The organism is Novispirillum itersonii (assembly GCF_014205675.1).
Taxonomy (GTDB): domain Bacteria; phylum Pseudomonadota; class Alphaproteobacteria; order Rhodospirillales; family Rhodospirillaceae; genus Novispirillum; species Novispirillum itersonii_A.
This window is the reverse complement of the sequence record NZ_JACIIX010000001.1, coordinates 405,017-417,542: the sequence shown is the minus strand read 5'-3', so window position 1 is coordinate 417,542 and position 12,526 is coordinate 405,017. Positions and strand designations below refer to the sequence as shown.

Sequence of the window (12,526 nt, the reverse complement as noted above, 5' to 3'; positions counted from 1 at the left end):
GATGGTGCGGCTGATCCTGACGGCGGTCCTGCCGTTTCTTGCCCCGGTGCTGGTGTTTCTGGCGTGGGTGTGGCTGCGCGGGCGGTATGTCACCCGCCATGGCGGGCAGGCCCCGGTGATTGAGACCAGCACCTGGTTCTGGCTGGTGGTGACCGGTCTGGCGCTGGCGGCCAGTGTGCTGGTGATCACCGCCGTTCTGGAGCCGGGCGGTGTGCCCGGGCAGGAATACCGCCCGCCGGTGTTGATCGACGGCCGGGTGGTTCCCGGTGGTTTTGCCCCTGATCCCCGGGGAGAAACCCCGAGATGATGTTCCGTAAGCCCGATCTGCCGGAGCCGGAACCCCTGACCCGCAGCCTGCTCGGCCATGCCGACCGGGCACCGCTCGGGCATCTGGGGGTACAGCCGTGGCTGTCATGGCCGGAAACGCAGGCGGTGATTGCCGCCCTGAAGGCTGACGGGGCTGAGGTCCGCTTCGTCGGCGGCTGCGTCCGCGATGCGCTGGCCCACCGCCCGGTGCACGACATTGATCTGGCCACCCCGACCCCGCCGGAACAGGTGATGGCCCTGCTGGAACGCGCCGGTCTGCGGGTGGTGCCGACCGGGCTGTCGCACGGGACGGTGACGGCGGTCTGCGGGTCGGGCCGCAGCTTTGAGATCACCACCCTGCGGCAGGACGTGGCCACCGATGGCCGCCATGCCGAGGTGGCGTGGACCACCAACTGGATGGCGGATGCGGCGCGGCGGGATTTCACCATCAACGCCCTGTCGGCGACTCCGGACGGCGCGGTTTACGATTATTTTGACGGCATTGAGCATCTGGCCCATGGCCGGGTGATCTTTGTCGGGCGGGCGGCGCTGCGGATTCAGGAAGATGCCCTGCGGATCCTGCGGTTTTTCCGGTTTCATGCCCGCTATGGCCGCGGAGGGCCTTCGGCGGCGGCGCTGTCGGCCTGCCGCCTGCATGCCGCTGATCTTCAGGCGCTGTCGGCGGAACGCATCCGTGATGAGCTGCTGAAGATTCTGACGGTGCCGGAACCGACCGCCACCCTGCTGGAGATGCGCGGGGTGCGGGTGCTGGAACAGATCCTGCCGGAGGCAAAGGCCTTCGGGGTGCTGCGGCAGGTGGCCTTTCTGGAGGAGCGTGGAATCCGTATTGACGGCCTGTCTCCCTGTCCGCTCCGGCGGCTGGCGGCACTGACCGGCGAAACGGCGGAAATCCTGACCGTCATCGGCCACCGGCTGCGGCTGTCAGGGGCGGAGATCCGCCGTCTGGCGGCAATGGGACGGGATCTGCCGGTTCCGGAGTCCGGTGGGACCCGGGCGGCGCTGGTGCGCTGGGGGCGGGAGGCCTGCCTTGACCGGGTCCTTCTCGGCTGGGCCCGTCACCGGGATGTGGAAGGCCGGACCGACTCGACGGGAACCGCCCGGCGGATGGCACTGCTGACCGATCTGGCGGTCCTGCCGGTGCCGGATCTTCCGGTGGCGGGGCGGGATGTCGTGGCGGCGGGGGTGCCGCCCGGCCCGGAAGTCGGACGGGTGCTGGAGCGACTCCGGCAGTGGTGGCTGGATCAGGACTGTGATGCGGACCGGGCACAGCTGTTGCAGGTTCTGCCGTCCGCCATCGCGGCGGAGCAGGGCGGGGACGGGGCGGCGGCCCGACCGTAAGCGCGCACCCGCCCTGCGGGTTTGGTGACGGGGGTCACAGGCCGTTTCTCATGGTTCTGTCATAATACCTGACAGGAACCACCGGGCATTCGGTCTGACCCGGTCTTCATCCCCTCACGCTGGCCCCTCAGACCGGCAGGACAGGACGGCAATGCGCAGGATCTGCTTTTTCGGAGACGGTCTGGTGGCCGGACAGGGGGACGAGGCCGGGCTCGGCTGGGTCGGTCGCCTGTGCGCCATCGAACGGTCCGCCGGGCGGACCTTCAGCGGCTATGCCCTGGGGATCGACGGCAACACCAGCCGCGACATTCTCGGGCGCTGGCGGTCAGAGGCGGAACGGCGGGCCGGGGTGCCCCGGGCCGGGGTGTTCACCACCGGCGGTCTGGTTTTCAGTTTCGGCCTGCATGATATGGCGGAGGTGCAGGGGCGGGGAATCCGGGTCCCGCTGCCGGAGGTGCTGGCGAATGCGGAGGAAATCCTCAGCGAGGCCCGCGACGCGTGGCCGGTGCTGTGGATCGGTCCGCTGCCGAGCCCGCCGGGAGCCACCGGGCCCTATCCGGTGGAAACCTTCAGCGGGGCGCGGACGGTCGCGCTGTCCACCGCCTTCCGGGATCTGGCCCGGGATCTGGCGATTCCCTATCTTGATCTGTGCAGCGTGCTGCCGTCTGATCCGGCCTGGCGGCAGGCGATGGCGGGGCGCACCGATCTGTTCCCGGGTGGGGCCGGTCATCAGGCCCTTGCCGCTGTGGTCCGCCGCTGGACCGCGTGGCGGACCTGGATGGAAACCCCGCAGCGGGTGATCCCTGCGGCGCGGCCGCAGCCCGAGCCGTCTGCCGGGCCGGGACTGTACGATCAGGCCTGAGACCGTATTACCTGAGACCGCTTATCTGACTCCGTCAGTCAACTGCATGTGCAGCAAGGGGAAAGGCTTCCCTGATCCGTCGACCTCGGACCGCCCGGTGACGGTGAACCCCATGTGACGGTAAAACGCCACCGCCTGCGGGTTGTCCTCATTCACATCGACAGCGCGGACACCCTGTGTGCGCAGGCAGTGTTCCAGCAGGCGCCGTCCGGACCGAGCGTTCCCACAGATCGGTCAGCGCCGGATAGTCAGCCGGGGTGGGAGTCAGAAGGTCAATCTCCGTCATCGGGATCACGTATCAGCCTCCGGCATCGGGGCGGGGGCTCCGGCGCAGGGATAGCCGCCGGTCTGGCGCAGGGCTTCCGCCAGAACCATGGCGGCGGCGGTTACCACATTCAGGGACCGGGCGGCAGGCACCAGCGGCACCACCACCCGGGCATCGGCACGGTCATGAACCGAGTCGGGGACGCCGCAGCTTTCCCGCCCCAGCAGCAGCGTATCGGTGGCCTGAAAGGTAAAGGAATGATGCGGCACAGCCCCCCGGGTGGTCAGCAGCACCAGCCGTCCGGCGGGGGCCGGGTGATCGGCCAGATAGCTCTCCCACGACAGATGGCGGACCATGCGGGCCAGCAGGGTATAATCCATTCCGGCCCGTTTCAGGTGGCGGTCATCCCAGACAAAACCGCACGGTTCGATAACATCAAGGCCAAGATCAAAACAGGCGGCAAGGCGCAGCAGGGCGCCGGTATTCTGCGGAATGTCCGGTTGGTACAGCGCAAGGCGCATGGGGGAAAGGGTCCGTCTGTCAGGGCCGCCGGAGCCGGAAACACCCCGGCGGTGAGGGATTTCGGGTAAGCGGTGCGGCGGATGTGCCGACAGCCTTTTCAAACCGGGCAAAGTGTTTTATACCGCGCCATCAGCTTGTATCCTTACCATGTCTGGGGATGTGATTGGATGCAAGGGTCAGAAAAGCGCGCCGGGGGACGAGTGTGCCGGTTGCGCGCGTAATCTATGTCCATTGCGCGTTCCCCCAGCGTGCAAGTAGAGGGGTCTTTGAGGATGGCTGACACGGCGAATCCCGCTCACGGTGCAACCGATGGCGAAACCCGCCGCGACTTCCTGCTGTATGCGTCCTCGGCTGTCGGCGTGGTTGGCGCTGGCCTTGCCCTGTGGCCGTTCATTCACAGCATGAATCCTGCGGCTGATACCCTTGCGCTGGCCTCCACCGAGGTCGATCTGTCGCCGGTGGCCGAAGGCCAGGCGATCACGGTCATGTGGCGCGGCAAGCCGGTGTTCGTGCGGCACCGTACTGCTGATGAAATCGCGGCGGCCCGGTCCGTTGACGTCGCGGGTCTGCGGGATCCGCAGAAAGATGAAGACCGCGTGAAGAAGCCGGAATGGCTGGTGACGATCGGGGTGTGTACCCACCTCGGCTGTATCCCGCTGGGCCAGAAGGCTGCTGATCCGCGCGGCGACTTCGGTGGCTGGTTCTGCCCGTGTCACGGGTCGCACTACGACACCTCGGGCCGTGTCCGCAAGGGGCCTGCCCCGCTGAACCTGCACGTTCCGGAATACGCTTTCCTGAACGACAAGACCGTCAAGATCGGCTGAGAGGGGCACGTCGGATGAGTTCCGTCTCCAACAACAAGATCATCAAGTGGGTGGACGACCGTCTTCCCATTATTTCGATGATGCAGCATTCGGCCGTCGAATACCCGACTCCGAAAAACCTGAATTACTGGTGGAACTTCGGTTCCCTCGCCGGTCTGGTTCTGGTGATCATGATCCTGTCGGGTCTGTTCCTGGCCATGAACTACGCCGCGAACACCGGTCTTGCCTTCCTGTCCGTCGAACGCATCATGCGCGACGTGAACTACGGCTGGCTGTTGCGTTACATCCACGCCAACGGGGCGTCGATGTTCTTCATCGTGGTGTACCTGCACATCGTGCGCGGGTTCTACTACGGTTCCTACAAGCCGCCGCGTGAAATCCTGTGGTGGCTCGGCCTGATCATCATGCTGATCATGATGGGCACCGCCTTCATGGGCTACGTGCTGCCGTGGGGTCAGATGTCCTTCTGGGGCGCCACCGTGATCACCAACCTGTTCGGCGCCATTCCGGTGGTCGGCGAATCCATCGTGACCTGGCTGTGGGGTGGTTTCTCGGTTGATAACCCGACCCTGAACCGCTTCTTCGCCCTGCACTTCCTGCTGCCGTTCGTGCTGGTCGGTATTGTCGTCCTGCACGTCTGGGCGCTGCACACCGTCAAGTCGAACAACCCGCTGGGCATCGACATGAAGGGTCCGCAGGACAGCATCCCGTTCCACCCGTACTACACGGTGAAGGATCTGTTCGGCGTCGGCGTGTTCATGATGTTCTTCATGGCCTTCGTGTTCTGGGCACCGAACTACATGGGTCACCCGGATAACTACATTCCGGCCAACCCGATGGTCACCCCGGCCCACATCGTGCCGGAATGGTACTTCCTGCCGTTCTACGCCATCCTGCGTGCCGTGCCCGACAAGTTGGGCGGCGTGCTGCTGATGTTCGGCGCGATCGTGATTCTGGCGGCGATGCCGTGGCTGGACACCTCCAAGGTCCGTTCCTGCACCTTCCGCCCGATCTACAAGTGGTTCGTGATGCTGTTCATCGCTGACTGCGTGCTGCTGGGCTACATCGGCGGCAAGCCGGCGGAAGAGCCGTACATCCTGATCGGTCAGTTCGCGACTGCCTGGTACTTCATCCACCTGCTGATCGTCACCCCGCTGGTGGGCTGGCTGGAAAAGCCGCGTCCGCTGCCGGAGAGCATCTCTGCGGCCGTGACGAAGAAGGAGGCCGTGTAAATGCGTAAGTTCCTTATCGCTGCTTTCGCCGCCGTGGGCTTCAGCGCTCTGGCGTCGGCTCCGGCCATGGCCAGCGGCGGGGGGGAGACCCTCCTCGAAAAGCAGGCCTGGACCTGGCAGGGCGTGTTCGGTCACTACGACAAGCCGCAGCTGCGCCGTGGCCTTCAGGTGTACCGCGAAGTCTGCGCCTCCTGTCACAGCCTGAATCTGGTGCGCTATCGTAACCTGACGGAAATCGGTCTGACGGAAGAGGAAGTGAAAGCCTACGCCGCGCAGTTCGAATATCAGGACGGTTTCGATGACGCCGGTGAGCCGAAGATCCGTCCGGGTCTCCCGGCCGATCCGCTGAAGGCTCCGTTCTCCAACGAAAAGGCGGCCCGTGCCGCCAACGGTGGGGCGCTGCCGCCGGACCTGTCGCTGATGGCGAAGGCCCGTCCGAACGGCCCGGATTATCTGTACACCCTGCTGACCGCCTACCGCGATCCGCCGGCTGGTTTCCATCTGATGGAAGGCATGAACTATAACCCGGCGTTCCCGGGGAACCAGATTGCCATGCCGCAGATGATTTTTGATGACAGCGTCACCTATGCTGACGGCGCTTCCACCGAGCGTCATGCCATCTCCCGCGATGTGGTTGCTTTCCTGAACTGGGCCGCTGAGCCGGAACTGGAAGCCCGCAAGGCGCTGGGCCTGAAGGTCATGATTTTCCTCGGCGTCTTCACCGCGCTGTTCTATGCGCTGAAGCGTCAGATCTGGAAGCGGATCGAACATTGATCCGTTCCGGCATGACTGCCTGACAGACAGACCCCCGGCCCTGTGGCCGGGGGTTTTGTCTTTGTGACAGCCCCGTCAGTTGGTGCGGTGCAACACCTGATTTTCTTGAAGTACCGGAGGGACGGGCGCACCATCAGGGGTAAGGCCAACAGAAACAAAAGGGGACGCCGATGGGCGGTCATGTTCCTGTCACCACGCCTCGGGTCGCGGCGATTGTCGGACCTTATACCTCGGGGAAAACCAGCCTTCTGGAAAGTCTGCTGACCGTCTCCGGCACTCTGCACCGACGGGGCAAAGTGACGGAGGGGACCTCGTTCGGGGATGCCGGGCCGGAGGCCCGGTCGCGGCAGATGACGGTGGAAATCACCGTTGCCCCGACCCGTTTCATGGACGAGGACTGGATTTTTCTCGATTGCCCCGGTTCCGTTGAGTTCCAGCAGCAGACCTATGATGCCCTGATGGTCGCCGATGTCGCCATTGTGGTCTGCGAACCCGATCCGGCCCGGGCGGTGATGCTGACGCCGCTGCTGAAGTTTCTCGACAGCCGCCGCATCCCCCACCTGATTTTCATCAACAAGGTTGACCGCGACGGGACCAACATTTCCATCCGCGCCTGCCTGGAGGCGTTGCAGCTGGTCTCTGACCGGCCGCTGCTGCTGCGGGAAGTGCCGATCCGCGAGGGCAGCCAGATTGTCGGCTATGTCGATCTGGTGTCGGAACGGGCCTACCGGTATCGCCCCGGCGAGGCATCGGACCTGATCCGGCTGCCCGACTCGGTGCAGGAACGGGAGGTGGAGGCCCGGCAGGAGATGCTGGAGCATCTGGCCGACTTTGACGACAAGCTGCTGGAAGATCTGCTGTCCGATGTGACGCCGGCGCGGGAGGAGGTCTATGACGATCTGGCCCGCGACCTGAAGGCGGATCTTCTGGTACCGGTGTTCTTCGGGGCGGCGGATAAGGACGAAGGGGTGCGCCGCCTGTGGAAGGCCCTGCGTCACGAAGGCCCGGATCATATGGCGGCAATGGCCCGTCTGGGCCTGACCGGCACCGCGCCGCAGGCCACCGTTTTCCGCACCCTGCACGGCCAGCATACCGGTTCGCTGTACCTGTGCCGTCTGTGGAGCGGATCGCTGAAGGACGGTCAGGTGGTTTCCTCCGCCGATGGCCGCGTCGGCAAGGTGTCCGGCCTCTACAGCATGCAGGGGCAGGAGCCGCACAAGGAGGCCGCCGCCGGTCCCGGCGCCGTGGTGGCGTTGGGGCGGCTGGATGCTGCCCGGACCGGAATGCTGATCGGCGACACGCGCGAGGATCACGGCTGGCCGGACCCGCTGCCGCCGCTGTTTGCGCTGGCGGTCCGTCCGACCCGGCAGGGGGATGATGTCAAGCTGACATCGGCCCTGACCCGGCTGTGCGAAGAGGATGCGTCGCTCAGTGTCAGCCATGATCCGGAGACCGGCGAGATCAGTCTGTGGGGACAGGGGGATATCCATCTGGCGGTTGCCCTGTCGCGCCTGACCCGGGTCTATCACATCGAGGTCGAGACCGGGCCGCCGCAGGTGCCCTACCGCGAAACCCTGCGCAAAGGCACTAAGGTTCAGGGCCGCTTCAAACGCCAGAGCGGCGGCCATGGTCAGTTTGGCGATGTCTGGCTGGAGATCTCTCCCCTGAAGCGGGGCGAAGGATTCCGTTTCAGCGAAAGTATCAGCGGCGGGGTGATCCCCCGGTCGTATATTCCGGCGGTGGAGGCCGGGGTGGTGGACTGGGCGAAGCGGGGGCTGCTGGGCTTCCCGGTCGTTGATTTCGCCGTCGATCTCTACGACGGGTCCTATCATGTGGTCGACAGCTCGGAAGCCGCCTTTAAAACCGCTGCCGGCATTGGGATGCGGGCGGGGGCGGCGGAGTGTGAGCCGCAGCTTCTGGAACCGGTGCTGATGGTCGAGGTCTCGGTCCCGACCGAAGCGACCAGCCGGGCCCAGCGGGCGCTGTCGAGTCGCCGCGGTCAGATCCTCGGGTTTGCCCCCCGGGACGGCTGGACCGGCTGGGATGTGGTGCAGGCCTATGTTCCGCAGGCGGAAATGCATGATCTGATCGTTGATATCCGCTCGATCAGCATGGGGGTCGGCACTTTCTCGTGGCGGTTTGACCACATGCAGGATCTGGTCGGGAAACCGGCGGAGCAGGTGATCAGCAGCCGTCAGAAGGTTCTGGAAACAGCGTAAGGTGATCTCAGCAAACACCCCCGGAGCACAGGCGCCGGGGGTGTTTTTCTGTCAGGGAGTTATCGCGCCGCCTGCGCTGCCGGTTCTGCCGGGGCAGGGCGGGTGACAAGGGCGATTCCCAACGCAATCGGAAGGATGCCCAGCAGATCGGTGATCTGCACCTGCTCGTCCAGCAGCACCAGCCCCATGGCCAGCCCCAGCGGCGGATTCAGGAAGTGCCAGGCACTGGCGGCGCTGGCGCTGACCGTATCCAGCATCCGGAACCACAGCAGATAGGCCCCGATCGACACCGGCCCGATGATCCACGCCATGCTCCACAGAAAACCGGGGGTCCAGCGGATGCTGTCCACCGACTCGGTCAGCAGGGCCACCGGCAGGAAGTACAGTCCGGCCAGCAGCAGTTGCAGGGCGGTTCCGGTCAGGCGGGGGGTGGTCAGCGGCCACAGCTTCCACAGCAGGGTACTGGCGGCCAGAGCGATCAGGGCAAGGCCGACCAGAAGCACGCTGAAGGGGTCTTCGGCAAGGGTCCCGGTCAGGCGGGCCTGCACCACAATCAGCACCCCGCCGAGGCCGAGCAGAAGCCCCAGCCCTTTGCGGGGCGTCAGGCGGTCGCCCAGCAGCAGGGCCGCCAGCAGGGTCACCACCACCGGATTCAGGCTGATCACGATGGTGCTGAGGGCGGAAGACACCTTCACCATGCCAATCCAGCTGAGGCCGAGGTACAGGGCCGGATTGATCAGGGCAAACACGGCAAGCTGCCCCCAGATCCGGCGGCTGACCGGCAGCCGTTCCCCCCGCAGCAAAGCCCAGCCAAGCAGCAGAATCCCGGCGAGAAGAAAGCGGATCGCCAGCAGCAGCAGGGGCGGGCAGAACGGCAGGGCCAGCTTGGCGGCCGGGAAAGCGCTGGTCCACAGAAGACAGAACGGCAGGGCCAGCCACAGGAAGGAGGGGGCGCGGGGCGTGGGTGTCATCGGGCTGGTCCTCAGCGGAAAGGGGAATGAGGAAACGGTGACAGAAGGGTTGGAGAATTGGAAAACGGAATGTAAACTTTCTATCATTCGATTTATGGATGATGTGCCATGCGTGACCTCGATACGGCCTTGCTGCGGACCTTTGTTTCGGTGGCCGACAGTGGGGGCTTCACCCGGGCCGGGGGGCGGGTCAACCGCACCCAGTCGACCGTCAGTCAGCAGATCCGCAGGCTGGAAGATCTGCTGGGGTCCCGCCTGCTTGACCGCAACGCCCATGGCGTCACCCTGACCGCGCAGGGGGAATGCCTGCTCGGTTATGCCCGGCGGATTTTGCAGCTGAATGATGAGGCGGTGGGGGTGTTCACCCTGCCCCGGGTGGAAACGGTACGGATCGGCGTGACCGAGGATTTCGCCGTGGAGGATCTGCCCGCCCTGCTGATGGCGGTGCAGGCGGAGATGCCGGATGTGCAGCTGGAAATGCGCACCGATCTGTCGGTGGTGCTGGCGGCGGATGTGGAGCAGGGGGCGCTGGACATCGCCCTCTACAAAAGCCTGACGGTGCCGCCGCGCTCCAGCGGCCTGTATACCGACTGGCTGGTGTGGGCGGCCCCGAAGGTGCGCTTCCCGGAGCGGGAGCCGGTGTTTCCGCTGGTGGCATTCCGGCAGGGCTGCATTTACCGGAATCACGCGGTACAGGTGCTGGAGGAACAGGGGCGGCGCTGGCGGGTGGCCTATACCAGCGAGAACGTCAGCGGGGTTCTGGCGGCGATTCGCGCCGGATTCGGGGTTGGCGTGCTGTCGGCCAGTGCGGTTCCGGCGGATCTGCGGGCTCTGGGGCCGGAAAGCGGTCTGCCGCCGTTGCCGACGGCGCATCTGGTGTTGCAGGCCAGACGGTCCGCCGCCGGGGGACCGCTGGGGAAAGGGGCGCAACGGATGCTGGCCCTGCTGAAAAGCCATCTCGATGAGCGGGACCGGCGCGGGCTGCTCTTGCATCCGGGTCCGGCTGGGGCTATGGCTGTTGCTGGATAGATTTTTTGGTAAGGACCATCAGCGTGACCGATTCCGTCGCTTCCCCCTCTGATAACGGCCAGCAGGCGGATTCGCCCAAGGGCGATCCGATTGCCCACCTGATCGTCAGCATGGCGGGTGAGGCCGGTGCCGTCGGTGTCTCGGCGCAGGATGTGGCGAAGAGCTATTTCCAGCAGCACCGCAAGGCCAAGGATCCGGCCGATGGCTGGCGCCGCTACATGAACCCGGTGAAGCAGCAGATGACCAGTCTGGCCCGCAAAGGCGCGATTGAGATCGTGCGCGGTAGCGTGGTGCAGGATCCGGATGATTTCCGCGGTCTGGTGCGGATGCGCCTGCCGCAGCCGGGCAGCAGCGAAGGCTGATTCCTGCGGCACTGCGGGCCTGCCTGCGGGCAGGATTCGCAGGACCGGTAAAAGCAAAGCCCCGTCCGGTTCCGGGCGGGGCTTTCTGCTGTCCGAGGGTTGGATGAAGAGTCGGAGTCAGACCACGGTCTGGGTCTGCTCCCCAAGGCCGTCAATGCCCAGCCGCATCACGTCCCCGGCCTTCAGGTACAGGTTGCGGCCCATGCCGACCCCCTTCGGGGTGCCGGTCAGGATGACGTCACCCGGTTGCAGGACCATGAAGGTCGACAGCTCGGCAATCAGGGTGGCGACATCAAACACCATGTCGGCGGTTGATCCGTCCTGCATCATGGTGCCGTTGACCGACAGCCACAGGCGCAGGGCCTGCGGATCGGGTACTTCATCCGCCGTGATCAGGGCCGGCCCCAGCGGACAGAAGTTCGGGCAGCTTTTGCCCTTGATCCACTGGCCGCCCCGGTCGAGCTGATAGCTGCGTTCTGACAGGTCGTTGGCGACGCTGTAGCCAAGGACATGGTCGAGGGCGGTGTCCCGGCTGACCTGCCATGCCGCCTTGCCGATCACCACCGCCAGCTCCACCTCCCAGTCGCTGCGGGTCGATCCCGGCGGCAGCGGCACGGCGTCATCGGGGCCGCACAGGGCGCTGGTGTGTTTGGAAAAGACGATCGGTTCCTTCGGCAGCGGCATATTGGCTTCCGCCGCATGATCGCGGTAGTTCAGGCCGATGCACAGAATGTTGCCGGGGCGGACCGGCGGGCCAAGCCGCACCGGGGCAACCACCGGCAGGCTGTCCAGCGCCTCAGCCAGACGGACCAGAAGACCGCGCCCGAGGGTTTCCGCCGTGTAGTCCTGAACCACCGCAGAGGCATCCCGGACCTGCCCCTGTGCGTCGAGGACGCCGGGCTTTTCCTGTCCTGCCTGACCAAAGCGTACCAGCCGCATCCCCTTAACCCTCCCGTGGTGTTCCTGCGTGGGCACACATCCTGTCATGGCTGTGCCGGATGGCAAGGGGGAAGGCGGGGCGGGCCTGCGGTCAGGTCAGGGTATCCAGCTGTTCCGGGGTCAGGGTGCCGGGAACAATCGTCACAGGCAGGCGCAGGCGGTCGGCGTGTTTGCCGGTCAGGGCGCTGATCAGCGGGCCGGGGCCGTCAGGGCCGCCGCTGGCGGCCAGCACCAGAACCGACAGCCGCTGATCGGAGTCGAGAACCCGTAACAGCTCCTCCTGCGCGTCGCCGTCACGGATGATGATCTCGGGCTTTTCTCCCGACAGGGCTTCCACCAGTGCGGAAAAATGCGACAGGCGCTCTTCGGCCTGTAGGCGTTGCTCCTCCTTCATCAGGGAGCCGACGAACATCCAGTGATGGAAATCAGGGACCGAACTGACCGACAGAAGAATCACCACACCCCGGGTTTTGCGGGCCCGCAGGGCGGCAAAGCGGATAGCGGCCTCACATTCCTCGCTGGCGTCGACAACGACCAGAAAGGCGCGGCGGTTTCCCGGTGGCGCGCCGGTGTCCGGGTCGGGACCGGCGGCGGCGGGGGATGGGTCCGGGGCAGAAAAACGGAAGGGCCAATCGTACATGACGCACTCTCCTGACTCTGGTTGAAGACGCAGCCAGCGGGAGGGGGGATGACGGAGCCGGGACAGAGAAAGGCCTCAGGGGCGCCGGATCGCAGGGCGTCTCTGTGGCAGAAGGGGACCTTCCCTGTTTCAGGAATAAGACCGTTTCAGGGGAAAGCCCTCTGAAGGGAGCAGGCCTCCTGAAGGAGGTGATCGGAAACGGAACGCTGATCCAGTGGCCTG

14 protein-coding genes are annotated in these 12,526 nt (G+C 65.5%); 9 read left to right on the top strand and 5 right to left on the bottom strand.

Going from position 1 to position 12,526, the window contains the following annotated elements:
* Position 1 precedes the first annotated feature (1 nt).
* The 3 genes from FHS48_RS01925 to FHS48_RS01915 all read left to right on the top strand — a co-directional run bounded on the left by FHS48_RS01925 (position 2) and on the right by FHS48_RS01915 (position 2,527).
* A complete protein-coding gene (locus tag FHS48_RS01925) occupies positions 2-307 on the top strand; it encodes a hypothetical protein (protein ID WP_184260717.1) in 306 nt (101 codons plus the stop codon).
* Positions 304-1,665 carry a CCA tRNA nucleotidyltransferase gene (locus FHS48_RS01920; protein WP_260402286.1) on the top strand — a complete coding sequence of 454 codons (1,362 nt, stop codon included), beginning with the start codon at positions 304-306 and terminating at the stop codon, positions 1,663-1,665. Before FHS48_RS01925 ends, FHS48_RS01920 begins: the two co-directional genes overlap by 4 nt.
* 151 nt (positions 1,666-1,816) lie before the next feature.
* A complete protein-coding gene (locus FHS48_RS01915) occupies positions 1,817-2,527 on the top strand; it encodes a GDSL-type esterase/lipase family protein (protein WP_184260714.1) in 711 nt (236 codons plus the stop codon).
* Between the two features lie 21 nt (positions 2,528-2,548).
* Here FHS48_RS01915 and FHS48_RS01910 read toward each other — a convergent pair whose 3' ends face one another.
* Both FHS48_RS01910 and FHS48_RS01905 read right to left on the bottom strand, forming a co-directional pair.
* The gene (locus FHS48_RS01910) at positions 2,549-2,683 is read right to left on the bottom strand and encodes a GNAT family protein (RefSeq protein ID WP_311769057.1); all 135 of its coding nucleotides are present in this window, start codon (positions 2,681-2,683) and stop codon (positions 2,549-2,551) included.
* 135 nt (positions 2,684-2,818) lie between these two features.
* Positions 2,819-3,313 carry a tRNA (cytidine(34)-2'-O)-methyltransferase gene (locus FHS48_RS01905; protein ID WP_184260711.1) on the bottom strand — a complete coding sequence of 165 codons (495 nt, stop codon included), beginning with the start codon at positions 3,311-3,313 and terminating at the stop codon, positions 2,819-2,821.
* A gap of 273 nt (positions 3,314-3,586) precedes the next feature.
* Between FHS48_RS01905 and petA the strand changes: the two genes are divergently transcribed.
* From petA to FHS48_RS01885, 4 genes are all read left to right on the top strand, one after another.
* Entirely contained in the window at positions 3,587-4,138 is a 552-nt protein-coding gene (gene petA / locus FHS48_RS01900; RefSeq protein WP_184260708.1) for a ubiquinol-cytochrome c reductase iron-sulfur subunit, read from the top strand.
* Positions 4,139-4,152: 14 nt separating this feature from the next.
* Positions 4,153-5,370, top strand: coding sequence for a cytochrome b (locus FHS48_RS01895; RefSeq protein ID WP_184260705.1), 1,218 nt, complete (start codon positions 4,153-4,155; stop codon positions 5,368-5,370).
* A complete protein-coding gene (locus FHS48_RS01890; protein WP_184260702.1) occupies positions 5,371-6,144 on the top strand; it encodes a cytochrome c1 in 774 nt (257 codons plus the stop codon).
* A gap of 170 nt (positions 6,145-6,314) precedes the next feature.
* Positions 6,315-8,363, top strand: coding sequence for an elongation factor G (locus FHS48_RS01885; protein ID WP_184260699.1), 2,049 nt, complete (start codon positions 6,315-6,317; stop codon positions 8,361-8,363).
* Between the two features lie 59 nt (positions 8,364-8,422).
* Here the strand turns inward: FHS48_RS01885 and FHS48_RS01880 are convergent, their stop codons facing one another.
* Positions 8,423-9,334 (bottom strand): DMT family transporter, encoded by a 912-nt coding sequence (locus FHS48_RS01880; protein WP_184260696.1) that lies wholly within the window; start codon positions 9,332-9,334, stop codon positions 8,423-8,425.
* 108 nt (positions 9,335-9,442) lie between these two features.
* On the opposite strand from FHS48_RS01880, the gene FHS48_RS01875 reads away from it, so the two are divergent.
* The gene (locus FHS48_RS01875; protein WP_184260693.1) at positions 9,443-10,363 is read left to right on the top strand and encodes a LysR substrate-binding domain-containing protein; all 921 of its coding nucleotides are present in this window, start codon (positions 9,443-9,445) and stop codon (positions 10,361-10,363) included.
* 23 nt (positions 10,364-10,386) lie between these two features.
* Complete coding sequence (locus FHS48_RS01870) at positions 10,387-10,725, top strand: DUF3253 domain-containing protein (protein ID WP_184260690.1); 339 nt, start codon at positions 10,387-10,389, stop codon at positions 10,723-10,725.
* A gap of 117 nt (positions 10,726-10,842) precedes the next feature.
* Here the strand turns inward: FHS48_RS01870 and FHS48_RS01865 are convergent, their stop codons facing one another.
* Together FHS48_RS01865 and FHS48_RS01860 are read right to left on the bottom strand one after the other, a co-directional pair.
* Positions 10,843-11,664, bottom strand: coding sequence for a fumarylacetoacetate hydrolase family protein (locus FHS48_RS01865; RefSeq protein WP_184260687.1), 822 nt, complete (start codon positions 11,662-11,664; stop codon positions 10,843-10,845).
* A 91-nt stretch (positions 11,665-11,755) separates the two neighbouring features.
* The gene (locus FHS48_RS01860) at positions 11,756-12,304 is read right to left on the bottom strand and encodes a universal stress protein (RefSeq protein WP_184260684.1); all 549 of its coding nucleotides are present in this window, start codon (positions 12,302-12,304) and stop codon (positions 11,756-11,758) included.
* Positions 12,305-12,526 lie beyond the last annotated feature (222 nt).